This window comes from Pasteurella canis (genome assembly GCF_020810675.1).
In the GTDB taxonomy this organism is placed as follows: Bacteria; Pseudomonadota; Gammaproteobacteria; order Enterobacterales; family Pasteurellaceae; genus Pasteurella; species Pasteurella canis.
The window spans coordinates 478,441-498,451 of the sequence record NZ_CP085871.1 but is presented as its reverse complement, the minus strand read 5'-3'; the positions used below and the strand labels follow the sequence as shown (position 1 = coordinate 498,451).

Below are 20,011 nucleotides of genomic sequence, written 5' to 3'. Positions count from 1 at the left end.
TTCGGGCTGAATTCTACACGGATATATTATGAATTATTTTTTTACATTTTTATTGCAAAATCTACTACCTTTTGCCTTACTCCTTGGTTGTGCTTGGTCATATTATCCGCAAGTTAAAACCAAACCGCTTATTTGGCTCTCTATCATCAGCTTTACTTTAGGAGTGATAACAATTCTTCATCTGCCAAGAAGTCAAACTGTCAATTTAATCCTAACAAGCTTTATCCTAGTTAGCTTAATTTTGTTTTATATTTGCCAATTTTTTCACACCTATAAAATAGCCTATCTATGGCACGTACTACTAACATTTATCGCAGGAGTTTTTTGGGGAAAAGATCCTAATCTTTCTGCAATTACCAACACCGATGTTATCAATACTGATTTTATTTTGCATAGTAGTGCAATTATTCTTGGCATCCTACTCTGCTTATTCGTTACAATCTGGATTAATATTTTATTAAAGCAATGCAAAATACAAAACAGACTAACTGTACTCTCTTATTTTATTACAACATTAGTGACATTACTTCTGATTACACCACTATTTGGCGATCTACTACTGACTTTAATGAAATTACAGATAATAGACTTAACAAAACCACGCCTTAGCTTCGTTGCTAAATCAGGTAATATAGCCAACTTCTTTAACTACATTCATACTGTCATATTATTTATTGTTATTCTTGCGTTTACTATCAATATTCACTTCGTGCGAAAACATGCGATGCAACAGGAGTCTCAACCGATCGAAAAACGCAAAAAACAAGCCGCACTTTTAGTGTCACATCGCTTAATTTTTTGGGGCATAGTCATCATTTTCTTAATATTAAGCACTCAACTTTACTGGGATAAAATCGCCTCCCAACCGCCACGTTTATCTGAAGCAACACCTGTTCAAATGGATAACAATAACCAAGTCTCTATTCCAATTGAGAAAGTAAAAGATGGTAAACTCCACCGTTTTGTTTGGATTGCTGATGATGGTAAAGCAGTACGCTTCTTCTTAATTAATCGTTTACCCGATCGCCTCAGTTTAGCCGCTGTATTTGATGCCTGTATTTTATGTGGTGATCAAGGATATGTGATGGAAGGCGATCAAGTCGTCTGTGTTGGCTGTGGTGTAAGAATGTTTATTCCTTCCATTGGTAAACCAGGTGGTTGTAATCCTGTCCCTATTGAAAATTGGCAACAAAATGATACACATGTGATTATTACGAAAAAAAGTTTAGAAGAGGGATTAAACTATTTTTCTACTATCGTCGAAATTGATGTTATTGATCCTGTTGATCATACTCAACTAAAAAATACGAAAACAGAACATAAATATAGCTATGAAGGTAAAACCTACTTCTTTGCTAATGACAAAAACCTCAATTTATTCCGCGAAGCGCCAGAAAAATATCTCAAAATTGAAGGAGGTCAATAATGTTAACTCGTATGCTCATTCAGTCTTGGCGCTTTGGTTTAAAACGTAAATTACTGGCTATTGTTACCATTTTCCTCGCTGCGGGCTTAGTCTCTGCCTTACTCGCAGTCTCTATTGATATTGGCGATAAAATGGCTCACGAGCTAAAATCTTATGGGGCAAACATTTTAGTTGAGCCTGCCAGTAGTGCTATCCTGCCGCAAGATGTAAATGGAGCAAGCTCACTGGCAAGCCAAGACTTTCTTGACGAAAAAGAATTAGCCAATGTTAAAGACATTTTCTGGCGTAATAATATTGTTGGTTTCGCTCCACTTTTAAATGCAGAGGTACAGGCACAAAAAATCGATCAAAATGCAGTGCAAACAGTCCAAATTTTAGGCACATTCTTCGACCATCAAATTGCCATTCCCGATGAAGAGGATTATCACACAGGACAAAAGATCATTAGTCCATATTGGAAAGTTCAAGGCGAATGGGTAGATGATCGAAAAGATGATTTCACTGATCTCATCCCTGCTCTAATTGGTGAACAATTGTCAAAAACAACACAATGGCAACAAGGCGATCAAATACAACTTAACTATCAAGAGGCTGAATTTACTCATCAATTACGTGTTGAAATTAAAGGTATTCTTGCTACGGGTGGACAAGAAGAAAAACAACTTGTACTCCCATTAAGTGCGGTACAAGATCTACTAGGTTTACAAGGTAAAGTACAAGCAATTAAAGTATCGGCGCTTACCGTCCCTGAAAATGCACTTTCACGTAAGGCACGTGCAAATGTCGATGGACTAGATGCTGAAGAATATGACCGTTGGTATTGTACAGCCTATGTTTCCTCTATCTCACACCAACTTGAAGAGGCTATTTCAGGAGCTATAGTGCGTCCAATCTGGCAAGTTGCAGCATCTGAAGGTGTAGTCATTGAAAAAATTCAACTACTACTCGCTGTAGTCACAATTGCTGCCTTAATTGCTGCTGCAATGGGAATTGCCTCATTAATGACTACAACCATCATTGAACGAAGCAAAGAGATTGGTTTGATGAAGGCTCTTGGTGCATATCAATGGCAAATTGTACTCTTATTTTATTGTGAAGCTATCATTAGTGGATTATTAGGAGGTATTTCTGGTTGTATCGCAGGTTGGGGATTAGCAAAATTTATTGGTACCACATTATTCGGTGCACCACTAGATTTTGCATGGATTGTGGTGCCTTGCGTATTAGTACTCTCAATACTTATTGCTCTAATCGGTACATGGTTCCCTGCACATCGTATTGCACGCTTGTATCCAGTGGAGGTGCTTTATGGTCGCCAATAAGTCAAAATCTATGTTTTGGCGTTTAATTTTACGCGCTTTACGTTTACGCTTGCAGCGTGTATTTATCATCTTTGCAGCCTTAACCGTTGGTGCCAGCATTGTCACCGCAATGGCTGCCGTCTATTTTGATATCAATACGAAAATGAGCCAAGAGTTACGTACTTTTGGGGCGAATTTCTATATTGGACCAACTACCAGTGGCTTAATCCAAGAACAACAATTACAACAAATCCTTACTCAAGCGCCGCAAGGTTTGATCACTGCAGCAAGCCCCTACTTATATGGTATTACACGCAGTGAACTAGAAAAAATTGTCCTCATGGGAGTATGGTTTGAAGATATGAAAACTTTAGCGCCCTACTGGCAAATTACAGGCTCACAAATTGGCGTCAATTTTGATGACCGTAATGCAATGATTGGTAAAACATTAGCAGAACGCTTAAATTTAAAAGTGGGAGATAAAATTACACTTAGTAAAAATGCTGTAGAAAAGCAGAGTTTTAATATTAAAGCTATCATTGAGTCAGGTGATGCTACTGACAATATGTTAATTGTCAACTTAGAATTTGCTCAAAATTGGTTAGAAAAAGAAGGGCAAGCAACAAACGCCTTATTAAATGTTAAAAATGATCAAGGACAAGTGGAAGCCTTTGCAACACAATTACAGCAACATTATCCTGATTTAGAAATTCGCCCTATTCGTAAAGTTTCTGCTTCTGAAGGGCAAATTTTAGATAAAATTAAAGGCTTAATGGGTTTAATATCAATCGTTATCTTAATTCTTGCCACATTATGTGTGAATACGACATTAATTGCGATTGTTGGTGAACGAGCGAAAGAATTTGCATTACAAAAAGCATTAGGCGCTAAACAACAAGATATTATTAGGCAAATTGGCACAGAAACATTCATTATTGCACTTTGTGCTATTATCACGGGATTAATCATCGGCTATTTACTAGCACAAGTTCTAGGATTGACTGTTTTCAAAGCCTATATTGATATGCGATTACCTGTTATACCTATTACGATTATCTTATCATTATTAGTCGCATTCATTGCTGTCATTGTACCAACACGACGCGCTTTAGATATCCAAACTGCCAATATATTAAAAGGCGAATAATGTGCTATAACACAATTGTAAAAATATAATACAGTACAGCAGAAAACCTCCTGTAGTACTCACTTAGCAAAAGGTAGACTATGTCAAACTATGTCATTGAAACACAGCATTTATACAAACGATTTGATCAAGTGACCGCACTTGAAGATATCAATATCCAAATAAAACAAGGTGAATTCGTTGCAATTATGGGGGCTTCTGGCTCAGGTAAAACTACATTAATGAACATTCTCACAGGCTTAGATACAGCGTCTGAAGGGAAAGTTATCTTAGATGGTATTGATGCGGCACAACTCGATGAGGTTGGTCGGCAACGTTTTCGGGCTGAAAAAATTGGTTTAGTATTTCAACAATTTCATTTAATCCCATATCTCACTGCACTTGAAAATGTCATGCTAGCTCAACACTACCATAGCGTGATTGATGAAGAGGCAGCCAAAGTAGTACTAAAACAAGTAGGGCTAGATCATCGTTTTGATCATCGACCAAGTCAGCTATCAGGTGGGGAACAGCAACGAGTATGTATTGCCCGAGCATTAGTTAACCAACCACCTGTCATCTTCGCAGATGAGCCAACGGGAAATCTGGATGAAAAAAACGAACAACTCGTGCTAGATTTATTGATTGAATTGAATAAGCAAGGTAGAACTGTTGTCATGGTGACGCATAATCCAGAGCTAGGCAAGTTAACACATCGTACAATTTTCTTACAACATGGTAAGTTTCTACGAGAAGAACATAATGAAAATTAATGAGCTTCTAACTTCATTACTCAAACTCATACTGCTAAGTGCGGTCTGTTTTTCTTTGATGTCATGTAAAGAGCAACAAGCTGTTGTTGGGCAATCCGCTCCAGATATTGCAGCATTTGATTTACAAGGGAATAAAGTGAGTCTCTCTGATTGGAAAGGAAAAACGATTATCCTTAATTTCTGGTCTGAAACTTGTGGAATTTGTATTAATGAATTGAAATCATTTGAACAATTTATGCAAAATTACCCTAACAATAATTTACATATTATTGCAATGAATATTGATGGTGAGAAAATAGATACTCAAGCTACTGTAACTAAAAGGAAAATTCAGCTTCCAGTAGTTAAAGATCAACTTAAGATCAGTGCAGAACGCTATCAATTAATTGGTACCCCCACCTCTTTCGTTATTGACCCAGAAGGGAAAATCCTTTATAAATTCGAGGGCTTAATTCCCCCTAAAGATTTACATTTACTCTTTAAAGGCTAAATAATGAAAAAAATTTACTCTACTCTATTAATTATGAGCTGCGCAATTTCAACAGCACAAGCAGAAGTAAGCGCAGAACGTGGAAAGCAATTATTCAAACCTTGTGCATTTTGTCATGGTAATAATGCGGAAAAATCAGCATTAAATCAATCACGGCCACTAAAAGACTTAGCGGCAAACGAGATTATCAATGCATTAAAAGCACGTAAAGATGGGCAAGTTGTAGGTGCTGGCAATGCCGCTAAATCTCGCTTATCTGATGAAGATATGCAAAGTATCGCGAAATTTATCGAAACATTAAAATAGAATTAACTTTGATGGCGTAATAATAGTACGCCATTTTCTTACACTTTCAGCTAAACAAAATCGTATGACCCGAATTAATCTTGTATCACCAACTGAACTTTGCGACCAGCACTTACTTGCAGAACATCGTGAATTAACTCGTATACCGAATGCAGTGGCAAAAGGAAAATATGATTTAACTGGTCAACCCGATGATTATAAATTAGGTACTGGACATGTTCGTTTTTTCTTTAATAAACTCACTTTTCTAAAAAAACGTTATGATTTATTACATCGCGAATGTAAAGCACGTGGTTTTAATGTGCAATACATTTGGCCACAGAACTTACCTACTGATAAAAAATTGTGGTTAGATTATCAGCCAAGCGAACAGGCATTAAAAATAAACCAAGCACGTATTTTAGAAAGAATGCCTGCTAAAGCTCGATTTACACCTGCCAAATTATAGTTTAAATAACCAATCGTCTTCCTTTGGCATTTGCAAATAAAAACCTTGCTGTTGAATCTGTTCTAATACTTGTTTTTTATCTGCATTAACCAAAAGTTTATTGCCTGCGAGATTAAACATCATCACAAAAATAGGCACACCAAACGCCTCTCTTAATCCTTCTGGTACAGGATCAAATTGCTCTCGCTTAGCAACATATAAATATGTCCCAACTCTTCGTTGACTTTTATAAATTGCACATAACATTGATTTACTTCCAATTTTGGCAAAAAAGATTTGCTGATCCTAACACAATTCTTTATGATTGAAACAGACAATTTGTTTATTTGGACTCAATTATGGCACAGGATATTGTAGAATTTCGCACAGGACAATTTTCATCAATTTTTATTACATTAAATAGCTCAAGTCTTACCGTCATCAAACGTTCATTAGCCCAAAAAGTCAAATCATCGCCATCTATTTTCCAAAATATTGCCGTTATCCTTCAATTTACATCCGCTCTTGAAAAAGTGAATTTAGAGATTCTAAAATCGCTTTTCGCAGAATTTAATATCCAAATTATTGGCGTATCTGATTGGAAAAACCACCTACAAAAAGAACTCATTATAGCAGCTGGTCTTCCTTTATTAGGAAAAAGTGGAGAATTTTCTGATATCTTACCTGAACCACGTTATTTACCCGTCAAAATCATCGATCAACATGTTGAAAATAAACAAGTTATTTATGCTAAAAATAGTGATTTAATTATTCATGGTAATGTTGAGCAAGGTGCTGAGGTCGCTGCTGATGGAAACATCCATATTTATGGAAAACTGTTAGGCAGAGCAATGGCTGGTGTAAATACTAATTCAGGCTCTGTCTATACTCAATACTTAAACGCTGAATTTATTGCCGTCAGCAGCCGCTTCCTATATCAAGAAAAGATACCTGCAGAATATCTATATAAAGCAGTACGTATTTTTGCTGAAAAAGATAAATTAAACTTTCAATATTTACTCAGCCAATAAAATAAATAACAATCCGCCCGTAAAACGGGCGGTTTTTAGGCCACCCTATAAGGGCCTAGTACTTCACATGCCCCTCAAGGGGCATGTGAAGTCTGACAACCGTTCAATAACTCTGTTGCCTACCCCTTAAAGGGGTCCATATATTCTTTCTTCGATAAATTATCCTGAATCATATCTTCCTTTTCCTGATTTCGGATATATTCCTCTACAATTTTTGTATTTAAACCTACTGCACTTACATAATAGCCTTTCGCCCAAAAATTTCGATTCCCATACTTATATTTTAAATTTGCATGTCTTTCAAATATCATTAGCGATGACTTACCTTTTAAATACCCCATAAAACTTGAAACGGCCAGTTTTGGAGGTATCCTTAACAGCATATGGATATGATCTTTCATTGCATATGCCTCTATTATCTCTACATTCTTGTAGTGACATAATTGTCTTAGTATCCCTCCTATATCAACTCGCAATTTTCCATAAATTGCTTTTCTCCTATACTTAGGGATAAAGACTATGTGGTACTTACAGTTCCATCTTGTGTGTGATAGACTTGAATCGTCATTGGATTTACTTGCCATGACTTATCCTCCTATATGTTGAATTTTGGTTGTCAGCCTTGTTCATTATAGGAGGATGTTTTGTTCTGCTCACCGCTTAAGCTTTTCTGTTCCATACGCAAAGCGTATGGTTTTTATAGCTAGACTTTGTCTAGCTATAAATCAAAAAACCACCTTTTTCAAGGTGGTTTTTATCACTTAGAATTATTGTTTCGGTAAAACAACTTCTTCTGCTTTTTCTTTTACCTCTTCTTTCATTTCAGCTGCTTTTTCCGCTGTAGCATCTTTTGCTTCCGCCATCGCTGCTTTCGCTTCTTCCATTTTAACAGCAGCAGCTTCTTTCATTTCTGTGGCTTTTTCTGCTGCAGTCTCTTTTGCTTCTGTCATCGCTTCCTTCGCTTCTTCCATTTTAACAGCAGCAGCCTCTTTCATTTCTGTGGCTTTTTCTGCAGCAGTCTCTTTTGCTTCTGTCATTGCTGCTTTCGCTTCTTCCATTTTAACAGCAGCAGCCTCTTTCATTTCTGTGGCTTTTTCTGCTGCAGCCTCTTTCATTTCTGTGGCTTTTTCTGCTGCAGCCTCTTTTGCTTCTGTCATTGCTGCTTTCGCTTCTTCCATTTTAACAGCAGCAGCTTCTTTCATTTCTGTGGCTTTTTCTGCAGCGGAATCTTTAACTTCTTTTGCGGCTTCAACTACTGAGTTTTTCACTTCACCCGCTGCACTGACTACGGTCTCTTTTGTTTCAACAACGCTAGCTTTTGCTTTCTCTACTTCTTGACTCGCTTTGCTATCTTTATCAAAACAACCTGTTACAGTTAAACTCGCACCTAATACTAATGCAGCTAATACTGATTTTTTCATCATTTCTCCTAAACTTTACTAAAGTTTTCAAATAAAAAACTCACAAAGAATATCACTTTGCTGGATATAGTGTGTATTAAATTACATAAAAAAGAAATCATTATTTACATTTTTTACGAAACAAAAAATAATTTTTACAACAGTAAAATATTTGAATGAACAAATAACAAATTGAATTTAATGAAAAAATAGATAAATCTATTTATTTTATGTGAAGTAATGTAAATAATTGAACTTTCAAAATTGTTTAAATTTAATACAAAAATATTGAATACCATTATCTTATGATAATGAATTATTCTGGATATTTTGTCTTTACTACAGTCCCCATCTCACCATCCCATTCAATTTGTGCAATAGTTGAAGGATAAAAGCTCACTGAATTACGCCCACATAATGCGGCAACAATTTCCCCCACTAAAGGTAAATGTGAAACGAGCAGAACAGATTCAATGCCTTGTTCAGCTAAAACACTAAGATAGCTCACGACAGTATGTGCATTGCCATAAGGTGTAATTGCATCCCAAGTTTCAACTTTGCTTAATAGCTGATCATTATGGATTTGATTGATCTGTTCAAAAGTTTGTTGTGCCCTAATATAAGGGCTCACAATTACATGTCCTAAAAGTGCGGTCGATTTTAGCCAAGTTCCTTGTGCAATAGCTTGCTGTATTCCACGACTATTCAAACAACGATCTTTATCGGATCTTGACATCAATTCTGCTTCACCGTGACGCATCACAAAAATATCCATAGAAAATTCTCAATAAGACAAAAACAAACTGAGCACAATAAGGCTCAGTTGATAAACCATGAAATGATCAATTTGCGCGAACAGCATCCGCAATTTCTTCTGCACATTGTTGAGCAAGCTCTCCATCTTCACACTCGACCATTACTCGAATTAATGGCTCAGTACCTGATTTACGTAATAAAATACGCCCTTTCCCAACAAGTCTTTTTTCAACATCAGCAGCAATAGCCTTTACTGCATCTGTTTCAAGTGGATTAGAACCACCAACAAAGCGCACATTAATTAATACCTGTGGAAACAATGGCACAGCACTTGCTAATTCATTTAAAGATAATTTATGCTGAACCATCGCGGTTAATACTGCTAATGAAGCAATAATACCATCCCCTGTCGTATTTTTATCTGCAATGATAATATGACCTGAATTTTCACCACCATATAACCAACCTTTCTCTTGCATTTTTTCTAACACATAGCGATCACCTACATTAGCACGCACAAATGGTATAGCAAGTTGCTTGAGTGCTAATTCAAGGCTCATATTGCTCATTAATGTGCCAACTACACCACCTTTTAGGTTACCAGCACGTAATGCTTCACGTGCAATAATAAATAAAATTTGATCACCATCTACTTTATTACCTAGATGATCAACCATAATTAAGCGATCCCCATCACCATCATAAGCTAAGCCAACATCCGCTTTTACTTCTAGTACTTTATCTTGTAATGCTTTAATATCTGTTGCACCACATTTTTCATTAATATTCATGCCATTGGGTTTAGTTCCGATCTCAATGACTTCTGCCCCTAATTCACGCATAACATTAGGTGCAATGTGGTAAGTCGCGCCATTTGCACAATCGACAACAATTTTATAATTTTCAAGGCTCAAATGTGCAGGAAAGGTTCCTTTGCAAAACTCAATATAACGACCAGCAGCATCAGTAATACGGCTCGCACGACCAAGATCAGCTGATTCAACGCAATCCATCGATTGGTCAAGCATTGCTTCAATCGCCTCTTCAACATCATCAGGTAATTTAGTTCCCTGTGCTGAGAAAAACTTAATTCCATTATCATAATAAGGATTATGTGATGCAGAAATAACTATCCCTGCTTCTGCACGAAAAGTACGTGTCAAATAAGCAATCGCTGGAGTTGGCATTGGTCCCGTAAATGCCGCAGATAGTCCAGCAGCAGCTAGACCAGCCTCTAATGCTGATTCGAGCATATAGCCAGAAATGCGAGTATCTTTACCAATTAATACAGTACGTGAACCTTGTGTTGCCAATACTTTACCCGCAGCCCAGCCTAATTTAAGTGCAAAATCAGGAGTAATTGGTGCGCTACCTACTTTTCCACGCACTCCATCTGTGCCAAAATATTTACGTTCTGCCATTTTAATTGTCCCTTTAATTAAATATATTGTTGTGTCTCTTGCCAAATTTTTAGTGCATCTGCTGTTTCGTCCACATCATGTACCCGCAAAATCTTTGCACCATTCATCGCAGCAATCAGAGCCCCTGCTACACTACCGATCATTCGTTGATCTACTGTTTTATTTAACACAGCACCAATCATCGACTTTCTTGACAACCCAGCCAATACAGGTCGCCCTGCTGTACAAAAGTGCGGTAAGTTTTGGAGTAATTTATAGTTATGCTCAACAGTTTTACCAAAACCAAATCCCATATCCCAAATGATATTTTCTTTACGAACACCAGCTTGGATACATTCTGCTGTACGTTGTTGTAAAAAAGAAAATACCTCTGTCACAACATCATCATACTGTGGAGCATTTTGCATTGTACGAGGCTCTCCTTGCATATGCATAAGACATACTGGTAAATCAAGCTGTACTGCTGTTTTTAACGCATTTTCTTCACGTAAGGCTCGAATATCATTAATTAAATCCATACCAACTTGTGCTGCGGCTTTCATGACTTCAGATTTTGAGGTATCTACTGAAATCCAACAATCAAAATTGTAACTGACTGCTTCAACAACAGGTATAACACGTACTAACTCTTGCTCAAGACTTACTTCATCAGCCATCGGTCGTGTTGATTCGCCACCAATATCAATAATCGTCGCGCCCGCTTTAAGCATTTTCTCTACATGAAAAAGCGCTTTATCCAAAGAAAAGAATTGTCCACTATCAGAAAAAGAATCAGGTGTAAAATTAAGAATACCCATAATTTGAGGGGTTGATAAATCTAGGACTTTATTATTCGCGTATAGTTTCATTGATTATTGCCATGAGAAAAATTGTTGCTAATTATAGCGAAATATGAACAGGGAAAAAATAACTTCTTACAAAACGAGTAATAAAGCTAACAAAAAACCTCTTTAACTTGCATTAAAGAGGTTTTATCTATGAGGATTTAATTTATTCTAAGATTCTTTAGTTTCTGTCTCTTCAGCTTTTTCAACTGTACTGTCTTGTTCAGTATTGCTAGTTGATTTTGCTTGTGAACGTTCAGTTTCTTCCCAGCCTGATGGTGGCGTAACAGGTTGACGCTGCATGAGCTGTTCAATTTGTTCTTCTTCAATAGTTTCATATTTTACCAATGCGTCTTTCATCGCATGTAAAATATCCATATTATCAACTAAGATCTGTCTTGCACGCTCATAATTACGTGTCACAATGGCTCTCACCTCTTCATCAATCAGATGCGCTGTTTCATCAGACATATGTTTTGCTTTCGCCATTGAACGCCCTAAAAACACTTCACCATCATCTTCTGAATACAGAATAGGACCAAGTTTGTCAGAAAAGCCCCATTGTGTCACCATATTACGAGCAATATTAGTTGCTACTTTAATATCATTTGAAGCACCCGTTGAAATATTTTCTTCACCATAAATAAGATCTTCAGCTAAACGCCCAGCATACAGTGTAGATAACTTACTTTCTAATTGTTTTTGACTGATACTGACTTGATCGCCTTCTGGTAAAAAGAAAGTCACACCTAATGCACGGCCACGTGGAATGATCGTTACTTTATGTACAGGATCATGTTCAGGTACTAAATATCCAACAATAGCATGACCCGCTTCATGGTAGGCAGTAGATTCTTTTTGTTTCTCTGTCATAATCATAGTACGGCGTTCAGGTCCCATATTAATTTTGTCTTTCGCTTTTTCAAACTCAAGCATTGTGACTAAACGCTTATTCGTACGTGCCGCAAATAAGGCAGCCTCATTAACTAAATTGGCTAAATCTGCTCCTGAATAACCAGGTGTACCTCTCGCTAATGTCATTGCGTCCACATCAGGTGCAATTGGCACTTTACGCATATGTACTTTTAAGATCTGCTCGCGACCGCGTACATCTGGCAAGCCGACAACAACTTGACGGTCAAAACGACCTGGGCGAGTCAGTGCAGGGTCTAGTACATCTGGACGGTTAGTTGCTGCAATCACAATTACTCCTTCATTGCCTTCAAAACCATCCATTTCGACGAGCATCTGGTTTAAAGTTTGCTCACGTTCATCATGACCTCCCCCTAAACCTGCACCACGTTGACGACCAACAGCATCAATTTCATCAATAAAGATCAAACAAGGTGCATTCTTCTTCGCTTGTTCAAACATATCACGCACACGAGAAGCACCGACACCAACAAACATCTCGACAAAATCTGAACCTGAAATGGTAAAAAATGGGACTTTTGCTTCCCCTGCAATTGCTTTTGCTAATAATGTTTTACCTGTTCCTGGTGGACCAACCATTAAGATACCTTTAGGAATCTTACCGCCTAATTTTTGAAATTTGGCAGGATCTCGTAAAAAATCAACAATTTCACCTACTTCTTCTTTCGCTTCATCACAGCCAGCAACATCGGCAAAGGTCGTTTTGATTTGCTCTTGCGTCATCATACGCGCACGGCTTTTACCAAAACTCATCGCTTTGTTACCACCACCTTGCATTTGGCGCATAAAGAACAACCAAACCCCAATTAACAATAACATTGGGAACCAAGAAATTAAGATTTGTGAGAAGAATCCACGTTTTTCAGGTGGAGTACCTTCAATTTTGACTTTTTTATTTAATAAATCATTTAATAACTTGTCATCATTTAATGGCATCACAGTGGTATACTTTGAACCATCCGCTTTGGTCACATAAATTTCGTTGTAATCAAAACGAGCTTGACGAACCTGATCATTACCTAAATCAGTAATGAAAGTTGTATAGTCAGTGGAATTTCCTGACGAAGTCGAATTAAAGCCTTGGTATGCAGTCATCATCACGACAGCAACTACAATCCAAAGGACTAAATTTTTTACCATATCGTTCAAGGTTTAACCTCTTTTTGTCTAACGTTAATAATTTGTTGCAAGATTACTATATTTGTTATGAAATTGGAAATTATCTTATCAATAGCTAATATTTAGCGAAATGACTTTCAAAATTGAATTTTTCTAATATTTATAACCTGTTGCAACAATATACACCTCACGAGAACGTCCTCGAGAAGCCTCAGGTTTCCGTACTTTTACAACACTAAAGAGAGAGCGGATCTCTTTTAAGTATTCATCAAAACCTTCACCCTGAAAAACTTTGACGACAAAGCTACCTTTTGTCGCTAATACTTGCTTACACATATCTAATGCAAGTTCTACTAAATACATAGCACGTGGAATATCAACTGACGGCATACCACTAAAATTTGGCGCCATATCAGACATCACTACGTTTACTTTTCCTTCACCAACACGGTTTAACAAGGCAGATAACACATTTTCATCACGAAAATCACCTTGTAAAAAATCAACACCAGCAATTGGATCCATTTCTAGTATATCACAGGCAATAACACGTCCTTTATCACCAATTTGGCTCACAACATATTGTGACCAACCGCCTGGCGCAGCACCAAGATCAACCACTGTCATGCCAGGCTTAAATAGGTGATCTGTTTGTTGAATTTCATCTAATTTAAAATAGGCACGTGAACGCAATTTTTGCTTATGTGCTTTTTGTACAAAAGGATCTTTAAAATGTTCATTTAACCAGCGAGAAGAGCTTGCTGAACGTTTTTTCTTTCCCATAAATGACTTCTATTACCTAAATGTTTTTTGAATATGGGGCATTATACACAAGTTTCAAGGCTAATTTAGTAGAAAAAATAGATTACAGAATAAATTAAATTGCAAATTTCGCTTTTCTAGTTATTCGCAAATACAATTGATTTATAACAACCCACACTTCTCTTGCTTACTTTGCCTTTAAACTGTCATAAAACTGTCATATTTCCTCTCTAAAATATCTCACGCTACTACAAAGTAGTGATTATAAACTTAAAAGGAGTAATATTTATGACCAAACGTGTAATGCTTTTATCTATTCTTTTAGGTGCATTCACTTTCACTGCTAATGCGGAAACAATTACGGGTGCAGGAGCATCTTTTCCTTACCCAATTTATGCTAAATGGGCATCAATGTATGAAAAACAAACTGGCCATAAAGTCAATTATCAATCTATTGGATCAGGAGGTGGACAACAACAAATCATTGCCAAGACAATTGATTTTGGTGCCTCAGATGATCCAATGAAAGCAGAACAACTCACACAACATCAACTTCTTCAATTTCCAGCAATTATTGGCGGTACAGTCCCTGTCATCAATATCCCTGAAATCAAAGCTGGAGAACTCAAACTGTCAGGTCAGGTACTTGCTGATATTTTTTTAGGCAAAATCAAAAAATGGAACGATCCTGCTATCGCTGCTCTAAATTATGGTATGGCATTGCCCGATAAAACGATCATTGTTGTGCATCGTTCAGACGGTTCAGGCACCACATTCGGTTGGACCAACTATTTATCTAAAGTGTCAACAGAATGGCAAGAAAAAGTAGGACAAGGTAAATCCGTGAAATGGCCAACAGGACAAGGTGGAAAAGGTAATGAAGGTGTTGCTGCTTATGTCAGCAAAATCAAATATTCCATTGGCTATGTAGAATATGCTTATGCTAAACAAAACCATTTATCTTGGACAGCTTTACAAAATAAAGCAGGTCAATTTGTTCAACCTTCAAGTGATAGTTTTATGGCAGCTGCTGCTAATGCTAATTGGGAAAGTGCGGTCGGAATGGGTGTGATTTTAACGAATGAAGAGGGAGAAAAATCATGGCCAATTACAGCAGCTAGCTTCATCTTATTACATAAAAATGCTGAAAAACCAGCGCAAACTAAATCAGTATTTGATTTCTTTGATTGGGCATTTAAACAAGGGAAACAAGCAGCAATAGAGCTTGATTATGTCCCCTTACCTGACGAAGTCATCAATAAAATTCAGCAACAATGGAAAACCGATGTAAAAGCAACGAATGGTACTGTTATTTGGCACTAGGGGCTTAGGGCAGATATCCTCTGCCCTTCTCATTAAAATAAGATTAAGAAGGTGATTATGTCACTCAATCATAAAACACAAACAGAACTGAACAAGCTAAATCATCATTTCATTGAGCTTTTTTTTAAAAACATGACACGCTTTTTTGCCGTATTCGTTTTTTTAATCTTAGCCGCTGTGATGATTTCGTTAATTATTGGAAGTTGGGATTCATTAAGTCAATTTGGACTCAGGTTTCTTTGGATAAATGATTGGAACCCCGTACAAAATAGCTATGGGGCACTAGTCCCAATTATTGGGACTTTGATTACTTCATTTTTAGCTCTGCTGATTGCGGTCCCTATTTCTTTTGGTATTGCAATCTTTCTTACAGAATTAGCACCAGAATGGTTGAAACGACCAATTGGTACTGCGATTGAAATGTTGGCTGCAATTCCTTCGATTATTTACGGGATGTGGGGGCTATTTATTTTTGTTCCACTCTTCCAAGAACACCTTCAACCAAATCTGATCGATTGGTTTGGTGAGCTACCTATACTGCATTATCTATTTTCAGGCGCCCCTTTTGGTATCGGTTTATTCACGGCAGGTTTAGTCCTCGCAATTATGATTATTCCGTTTATTGCGTCTGTAATGCGAGATGTTTTTACAATTGTACCTGCAATCTTAAAAGAATCTGCTTATGGATTAGGAGCAACAACTTGGGAAGTCATGTGGAAAGTTGTATTGCCGTACACTAAAACAGGCGTTGTTGGTGGAATAATGCTTGGTCTTGGGCGTGCATTAGGTGAAACAATGGCTGTGACATTTGTTATTGGTAATGCCTTTCATTTACCTGAATCCTTATTTTCTCCCTCGACTTCTATTGCATCCTCCATCGCAAACGAATTTAACGAGGCAAGTGGTTTACAGAAAGCAGCCTTGATGGAGCTTGGTTTAATTTTATTCCTAATTACTACTATTGTGTTATCACTCTCCCGCCTCTTAATTATGCGTATTGAGAAAAAAGAAGGGCGTCGCTAATGAGTAAAACTCACTTCCATTGTCGTAAACTCAAAAATAAATTTATGCTAACTCTCTCCTTTCTTGCCGTGGGATTTGGATTATTTTGGTTATGTTGGATTATTTTGACTTTGATTACTAAAGGCATTCCAGCACTTTCTATACAATTATTTTTACAGCCAACACCCGCCCCTAATGAATCGGGTGGTCTTCTCAATGCAGTTATTGGTTCTACCATGATGATTATCGTCAGTACCGCCATTGGGACACCTATCGGCATTCTAGCAGGTACCTATTTGGCAGAATACGGCCGTTATAGCAAATTAGCGAAAGTGACAAGGTTCTTAAATGATGTCTTACTTTCAGCACCGTCTATTGTGATTGGCTTATTCATTTATGCCATTTATGTGTCACAAGTGAAACATTATTCAGGCTGGGCTGGCTCATTGGCACTAGCGATGATCATGATTCCTGTTATCGTACGTACTACAGATAATATGCTCAATTTAGTACCTAATAATTTACGTGAAGCTGCTGCATCATTAGGTTGCCCACAATGGCGTGTGATAACGATGATTTGTTATCGTGCAGCACGTTCAGGGATTTTAACAGGTGTGCTCCTTTCTATTGCACGTATTTCAGGTGAAACCGCACCGTTGTTATTTACTGCTTTGTCAAACCAATTTACTTCATTCGATATGAATGGCCCAATGGCAAATATTCCTGTTGTGATTTATCAATTTGCTGCCAGCCCATTCCAAGACTGGAATGAACTTGCTTGGGCAGGTGCTACGCTGATCACCCTGTTTGTTTTATTACTCAATATTTTTGCTCGTGTTTTCTTCCCACAGAAAACGAAATAATCAATGGAGATACAAAGAATGACTAATCACATTGTAAAACCAGAAGAAACAAAATTAGAAATTACTGATCTTAACTTTTACTATAATGACTTTCACGCATTAAAAAACATCAATATGCGTATTGCTAAAAATAAAGTTACCGCTTTTATCGGGCCATCTGGTTGTGGTAAATCGACATTATTACGCTCATTTAATCGTATTTTTGAGCTCTATCCCAATCAACGTGCAACAGGTGAAATTAAATTAGATGGGGAAAACTTGTTAACATCCCCCATGGATATTTCCTTAATCCGTGCAAAAGTGGGGATGGTATTTCAAAAACCAACGCCTTTCCCTATGTCAATTTATGACAATGTAGCATTTGGTATCCGTTTATTTGAGAAATTAAGCAAATCTGAGTTAAATGATCGGGTAGAATGGGCATTAACTAAAGCAGCACTTTGGAGCGAAGTAAAAGATAAGCTTAATCAAAGTGGAGACAGCCTTTCGGGTGGGCAACAGCAACGCTTATGTATTGCTCGAGGAATTGCGATCAAACCTGAAGTCCTACTACTTGACGAGCCTTGTTCTGCATTAGATCCAATTTCAACAGCGAAGATCGAGGAATTGATCTCAGAGTTAAAACATGATTATACCGTTGCAATGGTCACACATAATATGCAACAAGCGGCACGCTGTTCGGACTATACTGCATTTATGTATTTAGGCGAGCTGATCGAATTTGATAAAACACAGCATATTTTTGATAAACCACGCATTCAGCGTACTGAAGACTACATTAAAGGACGTATGGGCTAACCCTATTGAGAATAATCCATTGCATCTGAAATGTATTTGATTACAATTTGTGATACCTAACCATCAAAAAGGATTTAATATGAAAAGCTTAAAATGCTTAGGTATCGTATTTGTTTTATTTTTTAGTCGTTATGCTTATACCTGCGATACCGATAAGCCAATCAAGTTAGGCGCATTAGATTGGGAAAGTGGACAATTCTCTACCGCACTTTTAGAGCTCATTTTACGTGAAGGCTATGGATGCCAAACAGAAACTGTACCAGGCGCAACAAACGCGTTAGAAACGGCTTTAGCTCAAGATGACATTCAAATTATTGCAGAACAATGGGTTGGTCGCTCTCCTATTATTGAACAAGCACTCTCTGAAGGAAAAGTCCAAATTATTGGTGACACACTCAAAGGTGGTGCCACACAAGGTTGGTATATTCCAGATTATGTGAAACAACAATATCCTGAATTAAATAATGTACAGGATCTTGCTCAATTCGCCACACTCTTTTCCGATCCTGAACAACCGAATAAAGCTCGTTTTCTAAACTGCCCAACAGGCTGGTCTTGTGAAATATTTAACACACATTTATTAAAAAATACGGGATTAAACCAACAATTTAATAATGTTCACCCTGGTACAGGTGCAGCACTTGATGCTGAAATTACATCAGCTTATGAACAACATAAACCGATTCTCTTTTATTATTGGCAACCAACAGGATTAATGGCTAAATACCCATTCGTTCCCCTTCATTTCCCTGACTATCAAGCTGAATGTTGGCTGGATTTATTACGCTCAGAAAGCAAAACAAATTGTATCAGTGGTTTCCCTCGCTCAAAACTCGCAATGTCAGTTTCTAGCCAATTTGCAATAAAACACCCTGATTTGTTGATGTTAATAAATAATATTCAATTTGAACCGCACATACTCAATCAAGCAATATTAGAAATGACAGAAAATAAACGAAATGGCTCTACACAAGCCTATATTTTCTTACAACAACATCCTCAATTATGGCAGCAATGGCTTTCTTCTAAAGCAGCTGAAAAGCTACAACAATACTTAGAACAAGGTGACAACAGCCATCATGCTCTGTTTCCATCATGGTCTGTCGCAGACAAACTCAATCGTTATTTGGTCAATACAGTACAAGATTATGGTAGCCATTTCCGCCAAGTCAGCCAGCTCTCCCTTGATTATTTACTCCTGCCTGTTGAAAAGCTACTTCAGTCGATGCCAGTATGGTTGATGTTATTACTTGTTGCATTTATTGGTTGGCATGCAACACGTAAGATCTGGTTTGCCTTGCTTTGTGTTGCGGGTTTCTATTTAATTGGTGCATTTGGACTTTGGTTGTCCTTGATGCAAACCCTCGCTTTACTTATTGTTTCAGCACTTTTCATCACATTACTTGGTATTCCAATTGGGATACTCATGGCATCAAACAAAAGGCTACATCAAGTTTTACAGCCCATATTAGATGTTATCCAAACAATGCCAAGCTTTGTCTATTTAATCCCTGTTCTTATGTTATTTGGTATTGGTAAAGTGCCTGCATTATTTGCTACTGTTGTTTACGCCATTGCGCCACTCATTCGATTAACTGCACTTGGTATTCGTCAAGTGAGTCCACAAATGATTGAGGCAGCTCAATCTTTTGGTAGTACAAATTGGCAGTTATTATTATGGGTTCTGTTGCCTCAAGCAAAAACAAGTATTATGGCAGGTATCAATCAAGCCGTAATGATGTCTTTGGGGATGGTCGTACTTGCCTCAATGATTGGCGCCAAAGGCTTAGGTGAACATGTACTACAAGCGATTCAGACATTAAATATTGGACAAGGTGTTGAAGCAGGTGCAGCTATTGTTATTTTAGCGATTATAATTGACCGCATTACACAAGCTTATGGACGTGGTAAAAAATACTAGAGCAAAGAA

General features: G+C 37.4%; 21 protein-coding genes. 13 read left to right on the top strand and 8 right to left on the bottom strand.

The genetic code is table 11. The annotated features are described in order from the left end of the window. Positions 1–28 precede the first annotated feature (28 nt). The 7 genes from K7G93_RS02305 (at position 29) to K7G93_RS02275 (ending at position 5,870) form a co-directional block, all read left to right on the top strand. The gene (locus tag K7G93_RS02305) at positions 29–1,426 is read left to right on the top strand and encodes a Fe-S-containing protein (RefSeq protein WP_228400421.1); all 1,398 of its coding nucleotides are present in this window, start codon (positions 29–31) and stop codon (positions 1,424–1,426) included. After that, positions 1,426–2,748, top strand: a complete 1,323-nt coding sequence (locus tag K7G93_RS02300; RefSeq protein WP_228400420.1) for an ABC transporter permease — start codon at positions 1,426–1,428, stop codon at positions 2,746–2,748. Before K7G93_RS02305 ends, K7G93_RS02300 begins: the two co-directional genes overlap by 1 nt. After that, a complete protein-coding gene (locus tag K7G93_RS02295) occupies positions 2,735–3,874 on the top strand; it encodes an ABC transporter permease (protein WP_228400419.1) in 1,140 nt (379 codons plus the stop codon). The genes K7G93_RS02300 and K7G93_RS02295 overlap by 14 nt, the downstream gene beginning before the upstream one ends. A gap of 80 nt (positions 3,875–3,954) precedes the next feature. Next, the gene (locus tag K7G93_RS02290) at positions 3,955–4,626 is read left to right on the top strand and encodes an ABC transporter ATP-binding protein (protein WP_049215051.1); all 672 of its coding nucleotides are present in this window, start codon (positions 3,955–3,957) and stop codon (positions 4,624–4,626) included. Further along, positions 4,616–5,116 (top strand): TlpA family protein disulfide reductase, encoded by a 501-nt coding sequence (locus K7G93_RS02285; RefSeq protein WP_191134899.1) that lies wholly within the window; start codon positions 4,616–4,618, stop codon positions 5,114–5,116. Before K7G93_RS02290 ends, K7G93_RS02285 begins: the two co-directional genes overlap by 11 nt. A 3-nt stretch (positions 5,117–5,119) precedes the next feature. Continuing rightward, on the top strand, positions 5,120–5,422 hold the full coding sequence (locus K7G93_RS02280) for a c-type cytochrome (RefSeq protein WP_115322837.1): 303 nt from the start codon (positions 5,120–5,122) through the stop codon (positions 5,420–5,422). A gap of 64 nt (positions 5,423–5,486) precedes the next feature. Beyond that, positions 5,487–5,870: a pyrimidine dimer DNA glycosylase/endonuclease V gene (locus tag K7G93_RS02275; protein WP_049215057.1), complete on the top strand. Its 384-nt coding sequence runs from the start codon at positions 5,487–5,489 to the stop codon at positions 5,868–5,870. On the opposite strand, the gene K7G93_RS02270 is transcribed toward K7G93_RS02275, so the two are convergent. Then, positions 5,865–6,116 (bottom strand): YcgL domain-containing protein, encoded by a 252-nt coding sequence (locus tag K7G93_RS02270; protein ID WP_226690498.1) that lies wholly within the window; start codon positions 6,114–6,116, stop codon positions 5,865–5,867. The two genes, K7G93_RS02275 and K7G93_RS02270, sit on opposite strands and share 6 nt — an antisense overlap. Before the next feature lie 92 nt (positions 6,117–6,208). Between K7G93_RS02270 and minC the strand changes: the two genes are divergently transcribed. Further along, complete coding sequence (minC, locus tag K7G93_RS02265) at positions 6,209–6,880, top strand: septum site-determining protein MinC (RefSeq protein WP_115322839.1); 672 nt, start codon at positions 6,209–6,211, stop codon at positions 6,878–6,880. A gap of 119 nt (positions 6,881–6,999) precedes the next feature. Here the strand turns inward: minC and tnpA are convergent, their stop codons facing one another. The 7 genes from tnpA to rlmE all read right to left on the bottom strand — a co-directional run bounded on the left by tnpA (position 7,000) and on the right by rlmE (position 14,116). After that, the gene (gene tnpA, locus K7G93_RS02260) at positions 7,000–7,464 is read right to left on the bottom strand and encodes an IS200/IS605 family transposase (RefSeq protein ID WP_228400326.1); all 465 of its coding nucleotides are present in this window, start codon (positions 7,462–7,464) and stop codon (positions 7,000–7,002) included. 183 nt (positions 7,465–7,647) lie between these two features. Further along, the gene (locus K7G93_RS02255; protein ID WP_226690947.1) at positions 7,648–8,301 is read right to left on the bottom strand and encodes a hypothetical protein; all 654 of its coding nucleotides are present in this window, start codon (positions 8,299–8,301) and stop codon (positions 7,648–7,650) included. A gap of 295 nt (positions 8,302–8,596) precedes the next feature. Further along, complete coding sequence (gene sixA, locus K7G93_RS02250) at positions 8,597–9,055, bottom strand: phosphohistidine phosphatase SixA (RefSeq protein ID WP_049215065.1); 459 nt, start codon at positions 9,053–9,055, stop codon at positions 8,597–8,599. 67 nt (positions 9,056–9,122) lie between these two features. Then, complete coding sequence (gene glmM / locus K7G93_RS02245; RefSeq protein ID WP_226690946.1) at positions 9,123–10,457, bottom strand: phosphoglucosamine mutase; 1,335 nt, start codon at positions 10,455–10,457, stop codon at positions 9,123–9,125. 17 nt (positions 10,458–10,474) lie between these two features. Beyond that, on the bottom strand, positions 10,475–11,305 hold the full coding sequence (gene folP, locus K7G93_RS02240; protein ID WP_226690945.1) for a dihydropteroate synthase: 831 nt from the start codon (positions 11,303–11,305) through the stop codon (positions 10,475–10,477). 147 nt (positions 11,306–11,452) lie between these two features. Beyond that, positions 11,453–13,354, bottom strand: a complete 1,902-nt coding sequence (ftsH, locus tag K7G93_RS02235; RefSeq protein WP_049215071.1) for an ATP-dependent zinc metalloprotease FtsH — start codon at positions 13,352–13,354, stop codon at positions 11,453–11,455. A gap of 132 nt (positions 13,355–13,486) precedes the next feature. Further along, positions 13,487–14,116 carry a 23S rRNA (uridine(2552)-2'-O)-methyltransferase RlmE gene (rlmE, locus tag K7G93_RS02230; protein ID WP_226690944.1) on the bottom strand — a complete coding sequence of 210 codons (630 nt, stop codon included), beginning with the start codon at positions 14,114–14,116 and terminating at the stop codon, positions 13,487–13,489. 267 nt (positions 14,117–14,383) lie between these two features. Here rlmE and pstS point away from each other — a divergent pair, with 267 nt between their 5' ends. The 5 genes from pstS (at position 14,384) to K7G93_RS02205 (ending at position 20,002) form a co-directional block, all read left to right on the top strand. Next, positions 14,384–15,418, top strand: a complete 1,035-nt coding sequence (gene pstS / locus K7G93_RS02225; RefSeq protein ID WP_049215075.1) for a phosphate ABC transporter substrate-binding protein PstS — start codon at positions 14,384–14,386, stop codon at positions 15,416–15,418. A 57-nt stretch (positions 15,419–15,475) separates the two neighbouring features. Next, positions 15,476–16,441 carry a phosphate ABC transporter permease subunit PstC gene (pstC, locus tag K7G93_RS02220; protein ID WP_258691310.1) on the top strand — a complete coding sequence of 322 codons (966 nt, stop codon included), beginning with the start codon at positions 15,476–15,478 and terminating at the stop codon, positions 16,439–16,441. Then, positions 16,441–17,283, top strand: a complete 843-nt coding sequence (gene pstA, locus K7G93_RS02215) for a phosphate ABC transporter permease PstA (RefSeq protein ID WP_049215079.1) — start codon at positions 16,441–16,443, stop codon at positions 17,281–17,283. Before pstC ends, pstA begins: the two co-directional genes overlap by 1 nt. A gap of 18 nt (positions 17,284–17,301) precedes the next feature. Next, complete coding sequence (gene pstB / locus K7G93_RS02210) at positions 17,302–18,081, top strand: phosphate ABC transporter ATP-binding protein PstB (RefSeq protein ID WP_049215081.1); 780 nt, start codon at positions 17,302–17,304, stop codon at positions 18,079–18,081. Positions 18,082–18,160: 79 nt separating this feature from the next. Next, positions 18,161–20,002, top strand: coding sequence for a glycine betaine ABC transporter substrate-binding protein (locus K7G93_RS02205; RefSeq protein WP_049215083.1), 1,842 nt, complete (start codon positions 18,161–18,163; stop codon positions 20,000–20,002). Positions 20,003–20,011 lie beyond the last annotated feature (9 nt).